Annotated in this window: 18 protein-coding genes; 9 read left to right on the forward strand and 9 right to left on the reverse strand. The window is 63.2% G+C overall.

Annotated elements, in window-relative coordinates:
- Window positions 1-7: 7 nt before the first annotated feature.
- Both J2X76_RS29110 and J2X76_RS29115 read right to left on the reverse strand, forming a co-directional pair.
- Window positions 8-1,582 carry a hydantoinase/oxoprolinase family protein gene (locus tag J2X76_RS29110; RefSeq protein ID WP_310221059.1) on the reverse strand — a complete coding sequence of 525 codons (1,575 nt, stop codon included), beginning with the start codon at window positions 1,580-1,582 and terminating at the stop codon, window positions 8-10.
- Window positions 1,579-2,658 (reverse strand): DUF917 domain-containing protein, encoded by a 1,080-nt coding sequence (locus J2X76_RS29115; RefSeq protein ID WP_113131619.1) that lies wholly within the window; start codon window positions 2,656-2,658, stop codon window positions 1,579-1,581. Before J2X76_RS29115 ends, J2X76_RS29110 begins: the two co-directional genes overlap by 4 nt.
- 145 nt (window positions 2,659-2,803) lie before the next feature.
- On the opposite strand from J2X76_RS29115, the gene J2X76_RS29120 reads away from it, so the two are divergent.
- The 7 genes from J2X76_RS29120 to J2X76_RS29150 all read left to right on the forward strand — a co-directional run bounded on the left by J2X76_RS29120 (window position 2,804) and on the right by J2X76_RS29150 (window position 11,118).
- Window positions 2,804-3,760, forward strand: coding sequence for an AroM family protein (locus tag J2X76_RS29120; protein ID WP_310221062.1), 957 nt, complete (start codon window positions 2,804-2,806; stop codon window positions 3,758-3,760).
- Between the two features lie 176 nt (window positions 3,761-3,936).
- Complete coding sequence (locus J2X76_RS29125) at window positions 3,937-4,617, forward strand: AroM family protein (protein ID WP_162732505.1); 681 nt, start codon at window positions 3,937-3,939, stop codon at window positions 4,615-4,617.
- Window positions 4,618-4,650: 33 nt separating this feature from the next.
- A complete protein-coding gene (locus tag J2X76_RS29130) occupies window positions 4,651-6,243 on the forward strand; it encodes an ABC transporter substrate-binding protein (RefSeq protein ID WP_310221065.1) in 1,593 nt (530 codons plus the stop codon).
- Between the two features lie 108 nt (window positions 6,244-6,351).
- On the forward strand, window positions 6,352-7,359 hold the full coding sequence (locus J2X76_RS29135) for an ABC transporter permease (protein WP_310221067.1): 1,008 nt from the start codon (window positions 6,352-6,354) through the stop codon (window positions 7,357-7,359).
- Window positions 7,359-8,270: an ABC transporter permease gene (locus J2X76_RS29140; protein WP_113131615.1), complete on the forward strand. Its 912-nt coding sequence runs from the start codon at window positions 7,359-7,361 to the stop codon at window positions 8,268-8,270. Before J2X76_RS29135 ends, J2X76_RS29140 begins: the two co-directional genes overlap by 1 nt.
- A complete protein-coding gene (locus J2X76_RS29145) occupies window positions 8,267-9,928 on the forward strand; it encodes an ABC transporter ATP-binding protein (RefSeq protein WP_310221069.1) in 1,662 nt (553 codons plus the stop codon). Before J2X76_RS29140 ends, J2X76_RS29145 begins: the two co-directional genes overlap by 4 nt.
- A 107-nt stretch (window positions 9,929-10,035) precedes the next feature.
- The gene (locus J2X76_RS29150) at window positions 10,036-11,118 is read left to right on the forward strand and encodes a PHB depolymerase family esterase (RefSeq protein ID WP_310221071.1); all 1,083 of its coding nucleotides are present in this window, start codon (window positions 10,036-10,038) and stop codon (window positions 11,116-11,118) included.
- Window positions 11,119-11,219: 101 nt separating this feature from the next.
- On the opposite strand, the gene J2X76_RS29155 is transcribed toward J2X76_RS29150, so the two are convergent.
- The 5 genes from J2X76_RS29155 to J2X76_RS29175 form a co-directional block, all read right to left on the reverse strand.
- Window positions 11,220-11,666, reverse strand: coding sequence for a pseudoazurin (locus tag J2X76_RS29155; protein WP_113131612.1), 447 nt, complete (start codon window positions 11,664-11,666; stop codon window positions 11,220-11,222).
- 120 nt (window positions 11,667-11,786) lie between these two features.
- The gene (locus tag J2X76_RS29160; RefSeq protein WP_310221075.1) at window positions 11,787-12,692 is read right to left on the reverse strand and encodes a formylglycine-generating enzyme family protein; all 906 of its coding nucleotides are present in this window, start codon (window positions 12,690-12,692) and stop codon (window positions 11,787-11,789) included.
- Window positions 12,693-12,779: 87 nt separating this feature from the next.
- Window positions 12,780-13,913: a copper-containing nitrite reductase gene (gene nirK / locus J2X76_RS29165; RefSeq protein ID WP_113131610.1), complete on the reverse strand. Its 1,134-nt coding sequence runs from the start codon at window positions 13,911-13,913 to the stop codon at window positions 12,780-12,782.
- Between the two features lie 197 nt (window positions 13,914-14,110).
- Window positions 14,111-15,190, reverse strand: coding sequence for a mandelate racemase/muconate lactonizing enzyme family protein (locus tag J2X76_RS29170; protein ID WP_310221077.1), 1,080 nt, complete (start codon window positions 15,188-15,190; stop codon window positions 14,111-14,113).
- A 7-nt stretch (window positions 15,191-15,197) separates the two neighbouring features.
- Window positions 15,198-16,013 (reverse strand): NAD(P)-dependent oxidoreductase, encoded by an 816-nt coding sequence (locus J2X76_RS29175; RefSeq protein WP_310221079.1) that lies wholly within the window; start codon window positions 16,011-16,013, stop codon window positions 15,198-15,200.
- Window positions 16,014-16,276: 263 nt separating this feature from the next.
- Between J2X76_RS29175 and J2X76_RS29180 the strand changes: the two genes are divergently transcribed.
- A complete protein-coding gene (locus J2X76_RS29180; RefSeq protein WP_405030122.1) occupies window positions 16,277-17,860 on the forward strand; it encodes an ABC transporter substrate-binding protein in 1,584 nt (527 codons plus the stop codon).
- Between the two features lie 250 nt (window positions 17,861-18,110).
- Here J2X76_RS29180 and kdgD read toward each other — a convergent pair whose 3' ends face one another.
- Window positions 18,111-19,043, reverse strand: coding sequence for a 5-dehydro-4-deoxyglucarate dehydratase (gene kdgD, locus J2X76_RS29185; RefSeq protein ID WP_310221180.1), 933 nt, complete (start codon window positions 19,041-19,043; stop codon window positions 18,111-18,113).
- An 88-nt stretch (window positions 19,044-19,131) separates the two neighbouring features.
- Window positions 19,132-19,851 carry a FadR/GntR family transcriptional regulator gene (locus J2X76_RS29190; protein WP_310221081.1) on the reverse strand — a complete coding sequence of 240 codons (720 nt, stop codon included), beginning with the start codon at window positions 19,849-19,851 and terminating at the stop codon, window positions 19,132-19,134.
- Window positions 19,852-20,055: 204 nt separating this feature from the next.
- Between J2X76_RS29190 and J2X76_RS29195 the strand changes: the two genes are divergently transcribed.
- Complete coding sequence (locus J2X76_RS29195) at window positions 20,056-20,856, forward strand: NAD(P)-dependent oxidoreductase (RefSeq protein WP_310221083.1); 801 nt, start codon at window positions 20,056-20,058, stop codon at window positions 20,854-20,856.
- The last annotated feature ends 24 nt before the right edge of the window (window positions 20,857-20,880 follow it).

The following is a 20,880-nucleotide window of genomic DNA, read 5'->3' on the forward strand; positions in this document are numbered from 1 at the left end:
TTGGGTTTCAGCGCGAGGCCCCGGCCACGCGTTTCCGTTCGTCCTTCATGAAGGCGATGTCACCGACGACGCGCACGCGCACGCGACGTGCGTCGCCGGGCAGATAGGCGATCGGAATGTCTTCGGTATCGAGCGTCACGATCGTATCGGGGCTGGCGCCGGCTTCGACCGCGCGGGCGCGGGCAATCCGGTCGGCCTCGGCGATCGCCTTTTCGCGGGACATGTCGGAGAAAACCTGGTCGACTTCGCCGGACACCTGCGCCATCGCAGCACCGAGCGCGTTCGCCACGCCGGCATGTTCGACGCGCAGCACTTCGCTCGCGCCTTTCAGCTTTTCCGGGATCAGGAACGCCCCGCCGCCGACAGCGATCAGCTGCACGCCTTCGGCCGAGGTCTTCATCCGGTCGACGCCGTCTTCCACCATCGCCTCGACGCGCTTCAGGAGGTCGGCGACAAGCGCCTTGTCGAGATGCTTGACCCGGTCGCGGTCGCCGATATCGACGAGGCCTGCAGCCACTGCCACATCCGTCGTCGTCAGCGTATCGCCGCCGAAGACCAGCGCCTTTTCCGTGATCCGGTAGCCAACCGAGCGCGGCCCGATCTTGCGGGTTTCCGGATCGATGATCGTACCGCCGCCGAGCGCCATCGGCAGCAGGTCCGGCATGCGGAACAGGGTGCGGACGCCGCCGACTTCGACGACATTGTTCGCCTCGCGCGGAAAACCGCCGACGAGGCAGCCGATATCCGAGGTCGTGCCGCCGACGTCGATGACCATCGCCTCCTTGAGGCCGGTCAGGAAGGCTGCGCCACGCATCGAGTTGGTCGGGCCGGACGCAAAGCTGTAGACCGGGTTGGCGGCGGCAACATCCGCAAGCACCACCGTGCCGTCGTTCTGGGTCAGGTAGAACGGCGCATCGACGCCGGCCTGCTTCAGTGCGTCCTTGAAGGCATCGATCGTCTTGCGGCCGAGCCCCTGCAGCGCGGCGTTCAGAAGGGTAACGTTCTCGCGTTCCAGAAGGCCGATGCGGCCGAGCGTATGAGAAAGCGTGATCCGCGCGTTGGGGATAATCGAACGGACGATCTCCGCCGCCTCAAGCTCGCATTCCGCCGTCAACGGCGAGAAAAGCGCCGTGATACCAACCGAATCGACGCCCGCATCGCGGATCTTCATCGCCGCGTCGCGCACTTCGTCGCGGGCGAGCGGCACCAGCGGCCGGCCGTCATATTCATGGCCGCCATGCACCATGAAGGAGAGTGGATCGACAGCATCGCGCAGCTCGTCCGGCCAGTCGACCATCGGCGGCAGGGAAGCACCGGCCGGCATGGCGATGCGGATCGCCGCGACCCGGTCGAGACGTGCGCGCTCGACCACCGCATTGGTAAAATGCGTGGTGCCGATCATCACTGCGTCTACGGGCGCCGAACCCGGCGGCTGCGAGGCGACCACATGGCCGATGGCGTTCACCACGCCCTGCATCACGTCCGAGGTGGTGGGAAACTTGATGGCCGAGAGAACCTTCTCGCCATCGATGAGCACGGCATCCGTATTGGTGCCGCCGACGTCAATTCCGATCCGCTTCATGCTGCAAACACCGATTTGAAATCCAGGTCATATCCGAAGGCGCGCGGGCCCACGTGTTCGAGGCCCTTCGGGCTCGTCAGCACCTCCGGCGCCGGAAGCGCCACGACCGTGACGCGCTGGCCGTAACGCACCGTCTCGGTGCCGATCGCCTCGCCCGACACCGTGTCGAGCAGGCAGATCAGGTCCGGCGTCATGGCAATCGGCTGGCCGTCGCGGAAGGCGACCGCCCATTCGTTCTGGAAGGCGAGCTCCACCTTCGAGCCGCGATCGCCGTCGAGGCCTTCGATCATCGCCGAGCCGCGCAGGAAACCGCCCGTCGTGGTGCGGTCGACATCGGCGACCTTGCCCTTGAACAGCACCTTGCCACCTTCATGGGCAAGCACCGCTTCGACCGGATCCGTATGGGCGGCGCGGGCGTCGAGCACGGCGCGGCCGAGGCTGACCGCCTTGGTGACGGTATAGAGCACACCCCAGTCCTTGACTTCGCGGCCGGTGCGCGGCGCCTTGCAGGTCGCGGCCGTCGAGCCGACTTCGGTGCAGATCTTGCGGGAGATGCGCTCCATCCACTTCCAGGACGCGGCCTTGGCGACCACCGCCTCGTTGTCGCGGCAATCGACCAGCGTCAGCGGATACATCGGCAGGTCGCCGATCGCAAAGCTCGTCATCTGCGCTTCCGGATAGGCACGACCCATCGCGTCAGCGTCGACGACCGGAATGTCCAGCATGGCGCCGGCGAGGAATGGCGACAGCGCATTGCCGCCGCCGATCTCGACGCTCATCACGGCGCGGAACTTGCGGCCGGTATATTCTTCCATGAGTTGCATGGCCCGGGCGAGGTGCGCGGGATCGACGAGACGCTCCTGGCCGACCAGCGGCGCGCCCATCTTGGAGACGACCGCAACGGCATCGCCGTCATCGAGCGCCTGCGGGTCGATCAGCTTGACGCGCTTGCCGTCCTTGTAGAGCTTTTTCAGGTTGAGCTGCGCCAGATAGGGGCTGCCGCCGCCGCCGGTGCCGAGAATCCAGGCGCCAACGGCAAGCGGGTCGATCTCGCCCGCTTCGAAATCACGGATCATGTTTACCTCCGAAGAATGTGCTAGAACCTAGCCATGAGTGACGAAGGATGCCTATAGGGGACTGCCCCTAGAATGAGCTTGCCTTGATTTTGGGCATGGCCCGCGCAATCATGTTTGACGATCGAAAAGGACCGATTCCCTGCACATGACGAAGAGCCCCTATGCGCTGGCCCCGACCTCGCCGGAAGGTGCTGAACCGCACCATCGGGTGATGTTCCTGAGCGTCGGCCAGACGCCGCGAGCCGATCTGATCGGGGATATGCTGACCAATCTCGACGTTCCCATCGAAGCGCTGGAAATCGGCGCGCTGGACGGGCTTTCCAAGGCCGAAATCGACGATTTGAAAGTGCGGCCGGGCGAACAGAGCATCGTCACCCGGCTTTCCGACAATACCGACGTGGTCGTCTCCAAGCCGCGCATCGCCGAGCGCATGGCGAAGATCGCCGCCGCCTTCCAGCCCAACGAATTCGATCTGGTCGTCATCCTCTCGACCGGCCTGTTCCGCGATTTCGAAAGCACCTGCCCAACCGTCAACGCCCAGCGGGCCATGGAATCGGCGGTGATTTCGCTTGCGGCGCACGGTTCTTCCGTCGGCCTCATCCAGCCGCTGCAGCAGCAGATAGCCGAACTCGATATCCCCGCGCTCGCCCCCTACAAGATCTGCGCCAGCTACGCCGCCGACGGAGACCGCAAGCTCTTGGCCAGCGCGCTGGTCGATCTCGCCGATGCGGAAATCATCGTCCTGAATTCCGTGAGTTTTACCGAGGCCGACCGGCAGATGGTCGCGAAGGCCAGCGGCAAGCCCGTGGTTCTCGCCCGCCGTATCGTCGCCAGCGCCATCCGGCTTCTCCTGCATCGGTCGCAGCCCGTCACCCTGCCGGGCGTTTCCCCGGAATTTGCCGAAAAAGTCCTTCGTTTGACGCCGCGCGAGCGGCAGGTCCTGTCGCTGGTGGCCGAAGGTCTTTCCAACAAGGCGATCGCCCGCCAGCTCGGCATCAGCCCCAAGACCGTCGAGATCCACCGCTCGAATGTGATGAGCAAGATGGAGGTCACCTCCTCCAACGCGCTCATCCGCATGGTCGTCGCCGCCGGCCATCCGTGATCGAAAACAGCGTCGCTCGCGCAAGAAAATTGCGCCAAAAGGCGTCTTTGCCTAAAAAATGATCGTCTTGACCATGTCAGAATCATGTCGTTCTAGGGGCATTACCCTATAGTGAAGCCGCGCTTCCGGGCGTTAGGCTCCCTGTCGATAATGCCATGCAGGGAACGAACAAGAGCATGCCTTCCACATCCAAGATCGCCTTCGTGACCATCGGCCAGACGCCGCGTGTCGACGTCGTTCCGGAAATGATGGCCGAGATCGGCATCGGTCTGCCGGAAGGTCGCGTCGAGTTTCGTGAATTCGGCGTGCTCGACGGTTTGAACCCGGCTGAACTGGACGCGATGCGGGCCGTGGACGGCGAACATTCCTTCGCGACGCGTCTGAAGAGCGGCGAAGAAATCGTCACCTCCAAGGCGCGGACCGAAGAAAAGCTGAATGTCCTCTTGAGGGAGATCGATGCGCAAGGTTTCGACCTCGTCGTCCTTCTCTGCACCGGCACCGCGATCGATCCGCTCGAAAACACGCTGGTCGTCGAGGCCCAGCGGATCGTCGATTCGACCGTCGAGGCGCTCGCCGCCTCCTCCCGCAAGCTCGGAGTCATCCTGCCGCTCGAACGGCAGGTGAAGGATTTCGCCGATCGCCATGTCTTCAGCGGCGAGCCGAAATTCGTGGCCGCCTCGCCCTATGCCGGCGACGATGTCGGCGAGCGGGCGAAGACGCTGGAAGGCTGCGACCTCATCGTCATGCACTGCATGGGGTATTCCGCCGCGATGCTGGACGAGGTGCGCCGCGCCGTCGACGCCCCGGTTCTGTTGTCGCGCCGCGTCGTCGCGGGCGTCGTCCGCCAAATGATCTGATTACCGAGCCACATGAAAAACAGAGGGAACCACATGTTCGGAAAAATCCTGAAAACCGTCGCGGTCGCGGGGCTTCTCGCCTCCTCGATCCTCGCCTCGCCGGCGAACGCCTTCGAACGCACCGACAAGGGCAATGTGATCGTCTTCGGCGGCCGGCAGGCGATCCCGGTCCTCGATCCACATGTCCGTTATGACTGGTCGACGCGCATGATCCAGCAGTCGGTCTATGATGCGCTGGTCAAGTACGAAGGCAACCCGGCCGAGATCAAGCCCTGGCTCGCCGAGAAGTGGGAAACCAGCGCCGACGGCAAGAGCTGGACCTTCCACCTCGCCAAGAACGCAAAATTCCACAACGGCGATCCGGTGACTGCCGAAGCCGTGCGCTACTCCTTCGAGCGCGGCCTGAAGCTCAACAAGGGCGTCGCCTGGATGCTCAAGGACTTCCTGGCGCCGGAAAACATCGTCGCCGTGGACGCCAACACCGTCCGCTTCGACCTCAAGGCGCCCTATGCTCCCTTCCTCTCCTTCCTGCCCTGGTGGTTCGTCGTCAACCCGGCCGAGGTGAAGGCCCATGAAGTGGATGGCGACTATGGCCAGAAGTGGCTGACCGACCATGCTGCCGGCTCCGGCCCGTTCAAGCTCGGCCGCTGGGAACCGAACGTTCTCTACGAGATCGAAGCCAATGACGGCTACTGGAAGGGCTGGCCGCAGGGCGAGAAGAACCGTCCCGCCGGCGTGATCTACAAGATCATCCGCGAACCGGCCGCTCAGAAGGCTGCTTTGCAGCGCGGCGAAGCCGACATCGTCGAAGGACTGACGCCCGACGACTATATCCAGATCAAGCGCGTCCCCGGCGTGGTCATCCAGGACCACAAGGGCATGACCACTTTCGGGATCAAGTTCAACACCCAGAAGGGCCCGACCGCCGACATCAACCTGCGCAAGGCGATCGCCTATGCGGTCGACTACGATGCGCTGATCCAGATCTACAACGGCGCCGCCTCGCTCGAAACGAGCCCCCTGCCGGACGCCATGAAGGGCTTCGTCTCGGTTCCGGGCATCCCGCGCAAGGATCTTGCCAAGGCCAAGGAATATCTCGCGAAATCCGCCTATCCGAACGGCGGCATCACCCTTCCCTACGTGCATGTCGCAGGCCTCGAAGAAGCCCGCCGCATCGGCCTCGTGCTGCTCGACAACCTGAAGGAACTCGGCATTACCGTCGAGGTCAAGCCGGAACAGTGGCCGAACATGGTCGCCGCCGGCTCCAAGGTCGAGACCTCGCCGGCCATGACCTCGGTGTTCACCACCCCGGTTTCGACCGACCCGGACGCCGTCGCCTACCAGTACCACAAGGCGAGCTGGGGCCAGTATTATGCGATGATGTTCTACGACAATCCGAAGGTTTCGGAGATGATCGATCAGGCCCGCGCCGCCACCAGCTGGGATGACCGCGCCAAGCTTTATGCCGACATCCAGAAGCAGATCGTTGCCGACCAGCCGGAAGTCTTCGGCATGCTGCAGAACCGCCGCTGGGCGCATCGCGACTATCTGCAGGGCTTCCAGTTCAGCCCGGTCCGTTTCACCGGCGAAGTCGATCTCTATCCGATGTGGGTCAAGGCCCAATAACAACTGGCTTGCGTCTCCTCCTGCAGCCAGCATGATGCGCATGGCCCGGACCATCCCAACCGGCCGGGCCATGCGCAGTTTTTTAGAGAATAGCCACCGGAGAAGACGATGTTGACATTCGCCTTCCGCAAAGTGCTGACGCTGGTCGGAACCATGATCGGCATTGCGGCACTCACCTTCGTCATCACCAATGTCGCGCCGGGCGATCCGGCCCGCCTGGTCGCCGGTCCCAATGCGACCGAGGACATGGTGGCGACGATCCGCACCGAATACGGTCTCGACAAGTCGCTGCCCGAACAGTTCGTCGTCTATATGCGCGATCTCGTCACCGGCGATCTCGGCCAGTCGATCGTCACCACAAGGCCGGTGCTGGAAGAAGTGCTGCGTTATGCGCCGGCAACGCTGGAGCTCGTCTTCGTCGCCATGGCGCTCGGCATCATCGTCGGCGTGCCGATGGGCATGCTGTCGGCCGTCTACAAGGACGGCCCGATCGACCACGTCACCCGCATCTTCTCGATATCGGGCGTTGCACTGCCCGCCTTCTGGTTCGGTATCATCCTGCAGCTGACATTCGCGGTCGATCTCGGCTGGCTGCCGGTCTCCGGCCGCCTGCCGCTGGTCACCCGCCCGCCGCAGACCGTCACCGGCCTGCTTCTCGTCGACAGCCTGTTCGCCGGCCGGCTGGATACGTTCTGGACGTCGCTGCAGCACATCATTCTTCCGGCGATCGTGCTCTCCTTCCCCTGTCTCGCCTCGATCCTGCGCGTCAACCGCGCCGAGATGATCGAAGTGCTGCAGTCCGACTATATCGTCGCGGCGCGCGCCCACGGCATCGCCTCGTTCCGCATCGTCGCCGTCTATGCGCTGAAGAACGCGCTGCTGCCGACGCTTGCGATGATCGGCCTGCGCTTCGGCTGGATGCTCGGCTCCACCGTGCTCGTCGAAACCGTGTTCGACTGGCCCGGCATCGGGCTTTATGCCGTTTCCTCGGCGCTTTCGTCGGATTTCAAGCCCGTTATCGGCGTTACGCTGGTGATCGGCTTCTTCTTCATCGTCGCCAACACCCTCGTCGATCTCGCCTATGCCTGGATCGATCCCCGCCTCAGGAGCGCCTGATGACGACGCCCGTGGAACTCTCCCGCCCCCTCACCTTCCGTGAACGGCATGAAAGCAAGATCCGCCAATGGCGGCTTTATGCCCACATGTTCGGCAAGAGCTTCTCCTCCATGCTCGGCCTCGGCCTTGTCGTGCTCTTTCTTTTGCTCGCCGCACTTGGCCCATGGCTCGCGCCCTACCCGGCGGATACGACCGGCGCCTTCAACATGGCCAACAAGCTGATGGGACCGAGCGCCGCCCACTGGTTCGGCACCGACGAAATGGGCAGCGACATCCTTTCGCGCGTCATCATCGGCGCCCGCACTTCGCTCTGGATCGGCCTGATCATCACCGGCGTCGGCGCCATCATCGGCGTGCCGCTCGGGATCATCGCCGGGTATCGCGGCGGCTGGGTGCGCGCCGTCATCATGCGCATCACGGAACTCTTCCTCGCGGTACCGGGGCTTGCCCTCGCTTTGGCGATCGTCGCAGCCCTCGGCCCCGGCATCACCAATTGCGTGCTGGCTCTGTCATTGGTCTGGTGGCCGGGCTACGTGCGGCTGGTGGAGGCGAAGACGCTTTCGGTCAAGGAAGAACTGTTCGTCGAATCCGCCCGCTCGATCGGCGCCAAAACGCCCTGGATCCTCTGGCATCACATCCTGCCCAACTGCATGTCGCCGATCATCGTCAAGATGAGCATGGACATGGGCATGGCGATCCTGTCGGCCGCCAGCCTCGGCTTCATCGGGCTGGGCGCCCAGCCGCCGGCACCCGAATGGGGCGCGATGATCTCGGTCGCCCGCACCTACATGCCCGACTGGTGGTGGTATTCGCTCTTCCCGGGCGCCGCGATCTTCCTCACCGTGCTCGGCTTCAACCTGCTGGGCGACGGCCTGCGCGACATTCTCGATCCCCGGAGCCGCGACCGATGACCGGACCTCTTCTCGACATCAAGAATTACCGGCTCGACATCGGCACCTTCGACGGCCCCGTGCATGTGCTGAAAGACATCAACCTGACGGTCAACCGCGGCGATACGCTCGGCATCGTCGGCGAAAGCGGTTCCGGCAAGACGGTACTGGTACGCTCGGTGCTCGGCATCGGCCCGCGGAACTCGAAAGTCGTCGGAGGCGGCATAACCTTCGACGGCCAGGACATTACCGCGCTGCCGGAGAAGGACTGGACGAAGATCCGCGGCATCCGCATCTCGATGATCTTCCAGGATCCGATGACTTATCTCAATCCGCTCTTCACCATCGGGCGGCAGATTTCCGATGTCATCGCCGCCCATGAAAAGGCGGCCGGCAACGGCGTTTCCCTGAAGTCAACCCGCCGCGCCCGCACCGAGGAACTGCTCGACCAGGTCGGCCTGCCGAACCCGGCCATGCTGTTCGACCAGTATCCCCACCAGCTTTCCGGCGGCATGCGCCAGCGGGTGCTGATCGCCATGGCCCTGTCCGGCAAGCCGGACCTTCTGATCGCCGACGAGCCGACGACGGCGCTCGACGTCACCGTCCAGGCGCAGGTCCTCGACCTCATCAATTCGCTGGTCGCAAAACTCAACCTTACCGTCATCATGATCAGCCACGATATCGGCGCGATCGCCACGATCGCGAAGCGCTGCGCGGTCATGTACAAGGGCGAGATCGTCGAACAGGGCCTGACAGCGGACATTTTGAGCGCCCCGAAGCACGAATACACCAAGCGGCTGCTCGCCGCCGTCCCCGACATCGATACCGCGGCAACCAAGGTTTCTGCCCAGCCGGCGGTCGCCGAGCCGGAGAAACCGGGGACACTTCTGCAAGCAGTCGATCTCAAGAAAGTCTACCGCAGCCAGTCCGGTTCGGAAGTCGTCGCCGTCAACAACATCAGCCTGTCGGTCGCGACCGGCGAGATCTTCGGCGTGGTCGGCGAATCCGGTTCCGGCAAGTCGACGCTGGCGCGCATGCTGCTGCGCCTGATCGAGCCGACCTCCGGCGACATCATCTTCGACGGCCGGAATATCTCCGGCCTGGCCGGCGAACCCCTGCGGCTGATGCGCCGGCACATGCAGTTCGTCTTCCAGAACCCGCATTCGGCGCTCAACGGCCGCCATACGATCGGCGATGCGATCGGCGAGCCGCTCCGCATCCAGACGGCGATGAGCCGCCGCGATATCGAGGCACGCGTCGAAGCGCTGCTCGACATCGTCCAGCTGCCGAAGATGTTCAAGTACCGCTATCCGCATGAACTGTCCGGCGGCCAGAAGCAGCGCATCTGCATCGCCCGCGCCATCGCGCTCAATCCGCGCCTGCTGATCCTCGACGAGCCGACCTCGGCGCTCGACATCTCGGTGCAGGCGCAGGTGCTCGACTTCCTGCAGGAGCTGCGCGCCGAGCTGGACCTCACCTATGTCTTCATCTCGCACAACCTCGCCGTCATAAGGCAGATCTGCGACCGGACCATCGTGATGAAACGAGGCGAGATCGTCGAACAGGGCGAAACCGAACGCCTCTTCCTGTCGCCGCAGCACGAATACACCAAGGCGCTGATCGAAAGCGGACGCAAAACCTCGCGGGCAGCGAACCTTGCAGCTCCTGCCGGCTCGTGATGAAACGAACCCCGCCAAAAAATAATTGTGCAGCGCAGCAACGTTCCCCATATAGGGGACGTTGTCACTGATCACTGCCGTCCCGGCAATGATGGCCAGGAGGCGTTATGAGATCGTTGTCGGATACGCTGGAGCGGCTTGCCCGCCTGAAATCACTCGGTCGCGAACAGACCGGCGCACCCAGCCATCTGGAGGAACTGAGCGGTTTCGGGTCCAATCCCGGTACTCTGGCCGCCAGGATATACGTCCCCTCCCTGCTGCCAGAACATCCCGCCCTCGTCGTCGTCCTGCACGGATGCACCCAGACCGCGTCCGGTTATGACCACGGAACCGGATGGTCGAAGCTCGCCGAACGGCACGGCTTTGTCGTCCTCTTTCCCGAACAGGTCCGCGCCAACAACGGCAATCTTTGCTTCAACTGGTTCCTTCCGGGCGACACGCGCCGCGGCCAGGGTGAAGCGCACTCGATCCGCCAGATGATCGAAACCGTCGTCTCCCGCTACGGGATCGACACCTCGCGCATCTATGTGAGCGGTCTCTCCGCCGGCGGCGCGATGGCCAATGTCATGCTCGCCACCTATCCCGAGGTCTTCGCCGGCGGAGCGATCATCGCCGGCCTGCCCTATGGCGTCGCCGCGACGGTTCCCGAGGCCTTCGACCGGATGCGCGGGCAAGGCCTGCCGGGAGCGGCGGCACTTCAGTCGCGGCTCAGAGCCGCTTCCACCCATCAGGGCCCCTGGCCGACCATTTCCGTGTGGCAGGGCACTGAGGACAATACGGTCGCCGCGGCCAACGCGCAGGCGATCATCGATCAGTGGCGCGCCGTTCACGAGGTCGGCTCACGGCCGGATGTCGATGAAATGGTGGACGGTCAGTCGAAAACCGTCTGGAAGGATGCCCGCGGCAGGCAGGTCATCGAATATTACAGCATTGCCGGAATGGGTCACGGAACGCCGATCGACCCCGCGCTCGGCGACGAGAACGCCGCACCCTATCTGCTGGATGTCGGCATATCATCGACGCTTCATTCGGCAAGAAGCTGGGGCCTGCTTGGCGAAGGCGAGGAGCCGCGGCAGGCGAAGAGCGACCGCCCCACGCGGGCCTCGACCTCTTCCCGCCAGGCCAAAGAGCCTGAAGGTATCCAGCAGATCATCGAGAATGCGCTTCGTATGGCCGGCCTGATGCGCTGATCGGCTGGACCTCGCTTTCGTCGCGCAAGGATGAGGCATGAAGGAACAAGCGTGGCGGCGGCCAGGGGGAGAGGGAATGGCCGCCGCCAGACGCTCCCGGCTTAAACGCCGGAAGCAGCGATATCCGCATCGAGACGTTCGCGAGCCTTCTTGGGCAGTTTCGCGGTCTTGATGGCTTCCAGATTGGCAGGCGCGTTGCCGACGACGACAAGGCCGATCATGCCCATGCCGACATGCGGCGAGCATTTCACGGCATAGGCACCTTCAACGTCAAAGGTGACCTTCACGCTTTCGTTCATCTGGCCCTTGAACGGCTTTGCACCTTCCGGGATCAGGCCGTCGATGGTTTCGGCATTGTGGGACTTGTCGGTCGGGATGAAGGTCACGGTATCGCCCTTGGCGATCTTGAGGGAGCTCGGTTCGAAGACCATCGCACCGTCCTTGCCCTTGTTGAGCATATGCACTTCGAAGTCGGCCGCCGACGCCACCGTCCCGCAGACAGCCGTGACCATCGCCGCGCCGAGCAGGGATGCCAAAATCTTCTTCATTTTCTTAACTCCTGTTCTGAGAAGCCCTCGGCTTCGTTGGAATTCACACTAGAGCAAAAGGACCGCCGCTCTTTGACCTGCGACAAACGGTTTGGAGTTTGCTCTCGGCCGCCCGGATGCTCATGTTGTCCAGCCCGCCTGGCGAAGTGTCTTTAAGAGCGGCGCATACCAGCGGGTGGACTTGACCAGGCGAAAGCCCAGATTGTCCGGCGGCGTTCCGACGGCGCAGCCGCCGCCTTTCGGATCGCGGATGAACGAACTCATCGGCGAGCGGTGCCTGCCCACGGTCACGTAGACGCCGCAAATGTCCTCGGCGGCGCGAAGGGAGCCGTTCACATAAAGATGGACCCTGCGATGGCAGGTGGATGTCCACTCCCAGATATTGCCGCCGAAGTCGGCCAGGCCGTATTCGTTTTCTCCGAAACTGCCGGTCGGCCGGGGTGCGGGATCGCCCGCGGCCCGCTCGCGCGCTTCGCGCTCGTAATCGGCGAGCCACCGCAGCGCGGGGTTCTTGCTGTCCGGGTCGAGGCCCAGAGCATCGTCCGGAAATCTCTTGCCGGCTGCCTGCGCCAGCTGCTCGTCGGTCGGCAGGCTCCAGTATTCTCCGGTCACCTCGGAGAGCCAGCGGGCATAGGCCGTGGCGTCGTCGAAGCTGACGCCGGTAGCGGGAACCTCCCTGCTCGATGTCGCCGCTTCGGGCGATCTGCAGGCGCCTGCGGTGACGCATGCCCGGTATTGCGAGGCCGTGACGTGATTTTTCATGATCGTCAGGCTCGGCCCTGCGGCCACCGTCTTCATCGGCGCATCGATCGGGACCGTGCCCTTCAGATACTCCCCGTCGCTTCTGTAGCTGTAGCTGCGGGGCGGAACGACGACCGTCGCCGGCTCATAGACCGCGCCCTCTGGGGGTGCAGGCTTCATGAAACCCGCCTGATGGAAGATACCCGCCGCCAGCACGGCGATCAGCGTGATCGGAAGCCCGGTATGGAGGAGCGAGAGCTTTGGCCCGTCGTGTGTGCATGGCATGTTCGCCTCCCGAGGCGAAATCTGGCGCTTGCAGGGGATGAAGAGCGGCCGGGAGCAGGCTCATGACATACTCCCGGCCGTTTCCGATCAGCTGCCGCTCGGCGCGACCACCGATGTCATCAGGTCGTCGTTCCAATCACCGGTGACCTTGAAATGCGCCGCAGCGCCCAGTTCGAAGGCCTCGATCAGGTTGTGGTTGACGTAGGCGTATATGCCCGGCTGCTGGAAGGTGTAGAACGCCGCACCCGCAGCGCCGCCCGGGATGAACCAGGTTTCCTGGTCGAGTTCCGGAGGGTTGGCGAACTTGCCGGTCGCCCAGACATAGTCGCCGTGTCCGCCGATAAGGTGGGGTCGCGTATCGCGGTTTGCCTGCGAATGGACGATCAGCACCTTCTCGCCGACAGCGGCGGTCATGGCGTTCTGGCCGGTCAGGGCACCGACGGCACCGTTGAAGACGATATGCGTCGGGGTCAGCGTCCGCATGACCTTGAGCGTGTCTTCATAGGCTTCGCCGGCGCTGGCGTATGTCTTGAACTTGCCGTTCTCGTCGCGCGGCACATAGAAATCCTGTTCACCCACATAGTAGATCTTGTCGTAGGTCAGCGGTTTCCCGTTGCCGTCCTTGAGGCCGTCGCGCGGCAGCACCATGATGGCGCCGTTCATGCCCGAGGTGACGTGCCACGGCACCATTCCGGGAGGTGCGCAATGGTAGACGAAGACGCCGGCCTTGGTTGCCTTGAACCTCAGAACGGTCTTCTCGCCGGGATTGACCACGGTCAGCGCCCCGCCGCCAAGCGCGCCGGTCGCCGAGTGGAAATCGATATTGTGCTGGAGCTCGTTGGTATCGGGATTGATGAGGGTGAGTTCGACATAGTCGTCCTGATGCACGACCATGAGCGGGCCCGGAACCGACCCGTTGAAGGTCATCGCATTGATCTCGGTGCCTTCCTTGTCGAGGACGAGCTTCTTCTCATGGATGGTCAGGGTAAATTCGACCACCTTCGGCGGGCCGTCGGCCTTCTGGGTATGCGCGTGGACGAAAGGCGGCTTGACGAGCTCGACCTTTTCGCGCCGGAGCTTCGAAAGGTCCGCCGGCTTCATCTTTGCCGGGGGCGCTTCGTCCGCATGGGCGAAAGAAGCCTGTACGACCGGTGCGATGGCGCCCACAAAGGCTGCCCCTGCAAGGATCGAGCGTCTGGTCATCTGAATCTTGTCGGTCATGGTTTCTTTCCTTCGGAACAAGGGGCGGAGTAAATCGCCGTCCTCTGGAAAGAGAATTTATGTCCAGGCCGCCCTCTGCTCTTTGACCCGAAACAAACAGGGCATGGCCTTTTACTTGCGCTTTCGCAAGAAATGCGGGGAAACGTGGTCCCGTGAAGGACAACTGTGTCCCGCTCCGGCCCGAGTTTCCTGTTCCTCTAAATCGCGTAGCGCTGAATAGCATCCCGGTTCAGGGACATCCCCCAGCCGGGGGCGTCCGGGATCCGGGCCGTTCCGTCGACGAGCTCTATCTTCTCGTCGTAGAGCGGCGCGAACCAGTCCACATGCTCGAGCGAATGAGCCGTCGGCACATGCGCCAGCAGCTGCAGGCTCATTTCGGGGAAAAGATGCGACGAGACCGGCAGGTCGAAGCTCGCTGCCAGCGCGCCGACGCGCGCGAATTCGGTGACGCCGCCGACCCGCTGGAGATCCGGCATGAGGATGGAGGCGGCACCCGTCTCGATCATCCGCCGGAAACCGTAGCGGGTATATTCGTTCTCACCGGAAGCGACCGGCATGCGCAGGGCTTTCGCGACCTTTGCCGAATCCTCCAGCGCGTGGGCCGGCACCGGTTCCTCGAACCATGCAATATCGAGCGGCGCCAGCGCATCGCCGAGCTTGATCGCTGAATCGACGTCGAGCACCTGGTTGGCGTCGATCATCAGTCCGATCTCGCCGCCGATTGCCGCCCGGACGGCCTTCGCCCGCGGCAGGTCCACGTCGATCCGCCCGGCAAGCCGCAGCTTCATCGCTTTGAACCCGGCCGCGACAAACCCTTCCGCCTGGCGGACGAGTGAAGGAATGTCCTGGGTGAGCCACAGGCCGCCGCTCGCATAGGCCGGGATGGTTTCCCGGCTGCGTCCCAGCATCCGCGAGATCGACAGCCCGGCGCGCTTGGCCCTCAGGTCCCACATGGCGCCGTCGATCGCAGAAATGCCCATGATCGAGACGCCGGTGAAGCCGATGAAGTTGATGCGCCGCCAGGCATCGGCCCAGAAGGCGCCGGTATCGTCGGGATCCCGCCCGATCACCGCATCCCGCAGCACATGAACCATGCTGTCCAGAAGCTTCAGCTGTTCCGGCCGGATGGTGAAGATCAGGTTTTCGCCCCGCAATCCTTCGTCGGTGACGAGATCGATCACGATGCAGGAGAACTGATGAATGGTCGCCGTGGCATTGCCGAGCGGTTCGGCAAGCGGCAGGCTGACGGCGGTGGTGGTGAGATCGGTGATTTTCATGGGATCGTTACCGGTTCAGGGAGCGGGGAGGCTCGGTATAGATGGGATCGTCGACGAAACCGCCGCCCTGCCATTTCGCCTGGGATGAGCCCTTATCCGGAATGCCGGGATTGCGCTCCACCTCGGCTCGATAAATCTCCGAACTGTCCTTCGGAACCCATCCCAGATAGGCGGACGCGGAATTGTCCCACCATTTCGGCTGATTGTCCGAAACGCCCCAGATCGTCGGGCAACCGAGATAGGGCGCCCTGAGGACCCTCTCCGCGAGCGATGCCATGTCGTCGAAGCTCAGCCAGATCGACAGCATCCGCACCGTGGTCGGCCTCGGCCAGCACGCGCCGATACGGACGATCGCCGTTTCCTGGCCAAATTTGTGGAAATACATCTGCGCCAGCCCCTCGCCGAAACATTTCGAGGCGCCGTAGAGGCCGTCCGGCCTGGTCGGCTGATCGACGCCGATGAACTGGTCCTGCCGGTAGAAGCCGACGGTGTGGTTGCTGCTGGCAAACAGGATGCGCGGCTTGCCGTGCTCGCGCGCCGCTTCGTAGAGATTGTGCAGACCGCGGATATTGCTGTCGAGAATGCTGGCAAAGGTGTTTTCCGAGGGAATGCCGCCGAAATGCAGGATGCCGTCGCATCCTTCGACCATGCGGCGGACCGCATCCGGATCGGCAAGATCGCAGGCAAACGGCTCTTCGTTGGCCGCGACATCGTCGAGAGGGGCGATATCGGAAATGCGGACCATTTCCGCCAGGTGCCCAAGCCGCTGGCGCATGGCCTTGCCCATGTTGCCGGCCGCCCCGGTGATCAGAAGCCGTTTCATGCCCATCCTCCTCCTCGACATCGCGCCGGCAATCTAGAAGGCGCCCCGAATGCTCGTCAACTCATAATATGACATCCGTTACGGAAAGAGAACTTCCTCGAATTTTAGTATCAGGATTCCTGCGAAGATGATGCGAAATCCGTTTTCCTGTCGCCATATCGGTTGACGAAGATTTCCTTTTCAGTCTTCATACAACGCGGCATCTCATGTGACGTCATACTCTCATATGAGTGCCTCGAATGGAGGAACCCCAAATGAAATGGATGAAGCATGTGGCGCTCGCCACGGCGCTGACGCTGTCTGCGCCGGTTGGCGCTTTCGCCGATACCCCCGCCGACCAGCTGATCGTCGGCCTGAGCATGAACAATATCCTGACCCTCGATCCGGCGGCGATTTCGGGCCGCGAGGCGACAGGCGTCATCGCCAACCTCTACGACACGCTGGTGGAGCTCGCGGCGGACAAGAAGACCGTCAATCCGGGCCTCGCCAGCTCCTGGACGATCGCCGACGACGGCTCGATCACCTTCACGCTGAGGGACGGCGCGAAGTTCACCTCGGGCAATCCCGTTCGGGCGGAAGACGTCGTCTGGTCGATCAAGCGCAATATCAGCCTTGGCCTGGTCGGCGCGGGCGTCTGGTCGTCCTTCGGTTACAAGGCCAACAATATCGACCAGCTGCTGACGGCCGACGGCAACAAGATCACCCTGAAGCCCGCCCAGCCGACCGATCCGCAGCTCACGCTCGACATCTTCGGCAAGCCGGATGCCAGCGCGGTCGTCGACATGAAGACCGCCATGAGCCACGAGACCAACGGCGACAAGGGCGCGGCCTGGCTGAAGATCAACGTCGCCGGCTCCGGCGCCTTCAGCCTGACGCGCTGGGCCTCCAACGAAATGCTCATTCTGACGCGTTTCGACGACTACTGGGGCGAAAAGCCGAAGATGAAACGGGTCATCTTCCGCCACATGCCGGAATCCCAGACCAAGCGGCTGATGCTCGAAAAGGGCGACGTCGACGTGGCCATCGGCCTGTCGGTTCCCGATATCGCAGCACTTGGCAAGAACAAGGACGTCGAAGTGCAGAGCACGCCGAGCTCGGGCTTCTACTTCCTGGCCGTGAGCATGAAGGACGAGCGCTTCAAGAACCCGGATGTCCGGCTCGCGATCCGCCACCTGATCGACTATGACGGCATCAACAAGACGATCATGCCGAACTACGGCACCAAGCGTCTTCGCCCGGTCGCCGAAGGCGTCGTCGGCAGCTTGGCCGATCCGGACTACAAGGTCGATGTCGCCAAGGCCAAGCAGCTGCTCGCCAAGGCGGGTTATCCCGACGGTTTCCCGGTCCGGCTGCTGACGCTCAACGAGCCGCCGTTTACCGACACCGCCACCGCCATCCAGGCGACGCTGGCCCAGGCCGGCATCAAGGCCGAAATCGTCCAGGGCGCCGGCGACCAGATCTACGGCCCGATGCGCGAGCGCAAGTTCGAAATGATCGTCGGCCGCGGCGGCGGCGGCCAGGAGCCGCATCCGCATTCCAACCTGCGCGCCCTCGTCATCAACCCGAACAATGCCGACGACGCCAAGCTCAGCGGCATCATCGGCTGGCGCACGTCATTCTTCGACCAGCAGCTGAACGACATGTCCGCCAAGGCACTGGTGGAACGCGACGCGGCGAAGCAGAAGACGGCCTATGAAGACATCCAGAAGCGCTACGAGGAACTCGTTCCTGCACTCCAGCCGATCTCCGCGGTTGTCGACAGCGTCGTCTATCGCGCCGACGTGAAGGGTTATGTGAACCACTACGGCTGGACGGTCCGCCTGCGCACCGTCTCCAAGCAGCGCTGATCAGAAGCTACCCAAGTCCCTCCCAGGACGGCGCCCGCGACTCCGGTTGCGGGCGTTTTTGCGTTGATCGCTTGTAAGCTTTTGTTCCTTGGCGAACTCCTCCCGGTTCAACACCGGAGACGTGGACAGATACTCGGGACAGGCCCGGGCATGACGGCAAGGGCGCGGCAAGGCAGGGGCAAAGCACACGAAAAAGCCGGCAGGTTGGACCTGCCGGCTGCTCCCGGAGAGAGGGTGGAGAGGAGGACGCTTATTCAGCCGCCTGCGCCCCGAGAGCGTTGTTGCGATAGGGCTCGCAGAGAGCTTCCATCATCTTGACCTCTTCCGCGGTCAGGTCGGTCAGCGGGGTGCGGACCGGACCGGCATCGAAGCCCATCAGCCGCACGCCGGCCTTGATCGCGGACACCGCGTAACCCTTCTGGCGGTTGCGGATTTCCATGAACGGATAGAAGAAGTCGATGAGGATCCGGTTGGTAGTGGCCGTATCGCCGGCCCGCAGCGCCTTGTAGAACGTCTGCGCCAGCGCCGGCACGAAGTTGAAGACGGCCGACGAATAGGTGGTGACGCCCGCGCCGAGATAGGCGTCGGCGAAAAGCTCGGCCGTCGGCATGCCGCCGAGATAGGTCAGGCGGTCGCCCATGACGGCGGTGATCTTGCGCACCAGGCCGATATCCCCGGAACCGTCCTTGAAGCCAACCAGATTGGGGCAGGCCTCGCAGAGGCGCGCCAGCGTTTCCGCCGTCAGGATCGAATTGTCGCGGTTATAGACCATCACGCCGATGCCGACCGACTGGCAGACGGTCTTGATATGCTGGTAGAGGCCTTCCTGGCTGGCATCCATCAGGTAGTGGGGCAGCAGAAGAATGCCGTCGGCACCGGCCTTTTCCGCGGACTTGGCGATCGAGACCGCGATCCGCGTGCCGTAACCGCAGCCGGAAACGATCGGCGTGCTGCCGGCAGAAGCCTTGGCGGCGGCGATTATCTCCGGAATTTCGGAGGGCTCCAGCGAGAAGAACTCGCCCGTGCCGCCGGCGGCAAACAGCACCGTAGCATCGAAACCGGCAAGCCAGCCGACATGCTTTTCATAGGGCTCGCGGTTGAAGAGGCCATCCTTGCCGAACGGCGTGACGGGGAACGACAAGAGGCCGGCGCCGAGCGCACGCTTCAGTTCATTTGGATCCATAGACATGGCTGTCCCTTCCTGGTTGATTTCCGGAAGGCTACCAAGTCATATTATGACTGTCAATACTTATATTATCTTTATGGAAATCTCAGGCCCGGCGTATCAGCGACCGGTAGCGCTGCTGGCTCCCCTTGAGATGCATGCGCATGGCATCGCGGGCGGCCGAATCATCGCCATCGGTGATTGCTCGGGCGATATGGGCGTGCTCATTCTGGATCTGCGTCAGGTATTCAGCCGGCGAAATGTCGACATCGCCCTCCTGCAGCAGCGATCGCGGGATCATCTGTTTGCCGATCGCTTCCAGGAGTTCCCGGAAACGCGGGTTGTTGGTGGCGTCCGCGATGGCAAGGTGGAAGGCCCGATCGCTCTCGACCGTTGCCGCGCCGGCGGCGATCTGGCGCTTGATCGTCTCCAGACATTCGAAGATCAGTTCCTGCTGCGCCGGCGACGATCGGATGGCCGCAAGGCCCGCCGCCTCGATCTCGATGGCCGCGCGGACTTCCAGCATTTCGATGATCGACGAAACGCGGCTGGCATCCACGCTGCGGAAGCCGCTCTGCAGCCCGCCTTGCGGCGCCAGGACGAAAACGCCGACGCCATGGCGGACCTCGACGAGGTTGTCGGCGCGCAGCGAAGCGATCGCCTCGCGGATGACCGTGCGGCTGACCTGGTATTGCAGCGTCAGCCCGCTTTCCGTCGGCAGCTTGTCGCCGGGTTTCAGCTCACCATTGGCGATCGCGTCCCGCATGCGGCGGCCGACAGTCTCGACCAGATTGCGGCCTTTCCGCGAGGGCGTCTCCCCGGTCATGTTATCAGCTCTCTTCAAGGTGCACCGTTCCCGTCGCTCTGGCATTTCAGTCACTTAGAGGGGTAAAACCGCAGTGTCTTGTCAAGCGTCCGGCAAGAAATTAATTGACGCCGAGGACTGGACCTATAGTATGACATGACCTATGAGGTATTACGACGTCGCGGATCGGCGCTTTTTCACCGTTGATCCGCCCGCGAGGGAAGAATGCTCAAGAGACTGCTTTTAACCGGCGCCGCGGGCGGGGTCGGCCGGGCAATTCGGCCGATGCTGAGGGAAATCGCCGAACACGTCGTTCTGTCGGATATCGGCGAAATCACCGATGCGGGAGCGCACGAAACCTTCATCCAATGCGACCTCGCGGATGCCGCGGGTGTCGCAAGGCTGGTCGAGGGCGTCGACGGGATCATTCACCTCGGCGGCATTTCCGTCGAAAAGACCTTCGACCTCATTGTCCAGGGCAATATCGTCGGCCTCTACAATATCTACGAAGCCGCGCGCCACAACGGCCTGCCGCGCATCGTTTTCGCCAGTTCCAACCACGTCATCGGCTATTACCGGCGCGATCAACGGCTCGACAGCACGGTCGTGCCGAAACCGGATTCGCTCTACGGGGCCTCGAAGGTTTTCGGTGAGGCGATCGCCAGCCTCTATTTCGAGAAATTCGGGCAGGAGTCCCTGTCGGTCCGCATCGGTTCATGCTTCGAGAAACCGGCCAACACCCGCATGCTGGCGACCTGGCTCAGCTATCGCGATTTCTTCTCGCTCTGCCGGCGCGCCTTTGCGGCGCCGCGGATCGCCCACACCATCGTCTACGGCGCCTCGGCCAATGACGAGCAGTGGTGGGACAATCGCAATGCCGCCTTCCTCGGCTGGAAGCCCGAGGATACATCCGCGAAATGGCGGGTGGAAGTGGAAGCCGCAGCCGGCAGGGAGGATCCGACCGATCCGGCCGTCATCTACCAGGGCGGTGCCTTCGCCTCGGCCGGCCACCCCGACGAGGCGTGAACGACAGATTGTTGCCGCCCGTTT

Source organism: Neorhizobium sp. 2083 (genome assembly GCF_031455615.1).
Classification (GTDB): Bacteria; Pseudomonadota; Alphaproteobacteria; order Rhizobiales; family Rhizobiaceae; genus Neorhizobium.

What these genes read in the sequence shown, in the direction of transcription:
- J2X76_RS29115 (WP_113131619.1), bottom strand. Translation starts at nt 2,658, where the DNA reads ATGATCCGTGATTTCGAAGCGGGCGAGATCGACCCGCTTGCCGTTGGC.
- J2X76_RS29125 (WP_162732505.1), top strand. Translation starts at nt 3,937, where the DNA reads ATGCCTTCCACATCCAAGATCGCCTTCGTGACCATCGGCCAGACGCCG.
- J2X76_RS29145 (WP_310221069.1), top strand. Translation starts at nt 8,267, where the DNA reads ATGACCGGACCTCTTCTCGACATCAAGAATTACCGGCTCGACATCGGC.
- J2X76_RS29120 (WP_310221062.1), top strand. Translation starts at nt 2,804, where the DNA reads ATGACGAAGAGCCCCTATGCGCTGGCCCCGACCTCGCCGGAAGGTGCT.
- J2X76_RS29135 (WP_310221067.1), top strand. Translation starts at nt 6,352, where the DNA reads ATGTTGACATTCGCCTTCCGCAAAGTGCTGACGCTGGTCGGAACCATG.
- J2X76_RS29130 (WP_310221065.1), top strand. Translation starts at nt 4,651, where the DNA reads ATGTTCGGAAAAATCCTGAAAACCGTCGCGGTCGCGGGGCTTCTCGCC.
- J2X76_RS29140 (WP_113131615.1), top strand. Translation starts at nt 7,359, where the DNA reads ATGACGACGCCCGTGGAACTCTCCCGCCCCCTCACCTTCCGTGAACGG.
- J2X76_RS29195 (WP_310221083.1), top strand. Translation starts at nt 20,056, where the DNA reads ATGCTCAAGAGACTGCTTTTAACCGGCGCCGCGGGCGGGGTCGGCCGG.
- J2X76_RS29170 (WP_310221077.1), bottom strand. Translation starts at nt 15,190, where the DNA reads ATGAAAATCACCGATCTCACCACCACCGCCGTCAGCCTGCCGCTTGCC.
- J2X76_RS29180 (WP_405030122.1), top strand. Translation starts at nt 16,277, where the DNA reads ATGAAGCATGTGGCGCTCGCCACGGCGCTGACGCTGTCTGCGCCGGTT.
- J2X76_RS29160 (WP_310221075.1), bottom strand. Translation starts at nt 12,692, where the DNA reads ATGCCATGCACACACGACGGGCCAAAGCTCTCGCTCCTCCATACCGGG.
- nirK (WP_113131610.1), bottom strand. Translation starts at nt 13,913, where the DNA reads ATGACCGACAAGATTCAGATGACCAGACGCTCGATCCTTGCAGGGGCA.
- J2X76_RS29110 (WP_310221059.1), bottom strand. Translation starts at nt 1,582, where the DNA reads ATGAAGCGGATCGGAATTGACGTCGGCGGCACCAATACGGATGCCGTG.
- J2X76_RS29175 (WP_310221079.1), bottom strand. Translation starts at nt 16,013, where the DNA reads ATGAAACGGCTTCTGATCACCGGGGCGGCCGGCAACATGGGCAAGGCC.
- kdgD (WP_310221180.1), bottom strand. Translation starts at nt 19,043, where the DNA reads ATGGATCCAAATGAACTGAAGCGTGCGCTCGGCGCCGGCCTCTTGTCG.
- J2X76_RS29150 (WP_310221071.1), top strand. Translation starts at nt 10,036, where the DNA reads ATGAGATCGTTGTCGGATACGCTGGAGCGGCTTGCCCGCCTGAAATCA.
- J2X76_RS29155 (WP_113131612.1), bottom strand. Translation starts at nt 11,666, where the DNA reads ATGAAGAAGATTTTGGCATCCCTGCTCGGCGCGGCGATGGTCACGGCT.
- J2X76_RS29190 (WP_310221081.1), bottom strand. Translation starts at nt 19,851, where the DNA reads ATGACCGGGGAGACGCCCTCGCGGAAAGGCCGCAATCTGGTCGAGACT.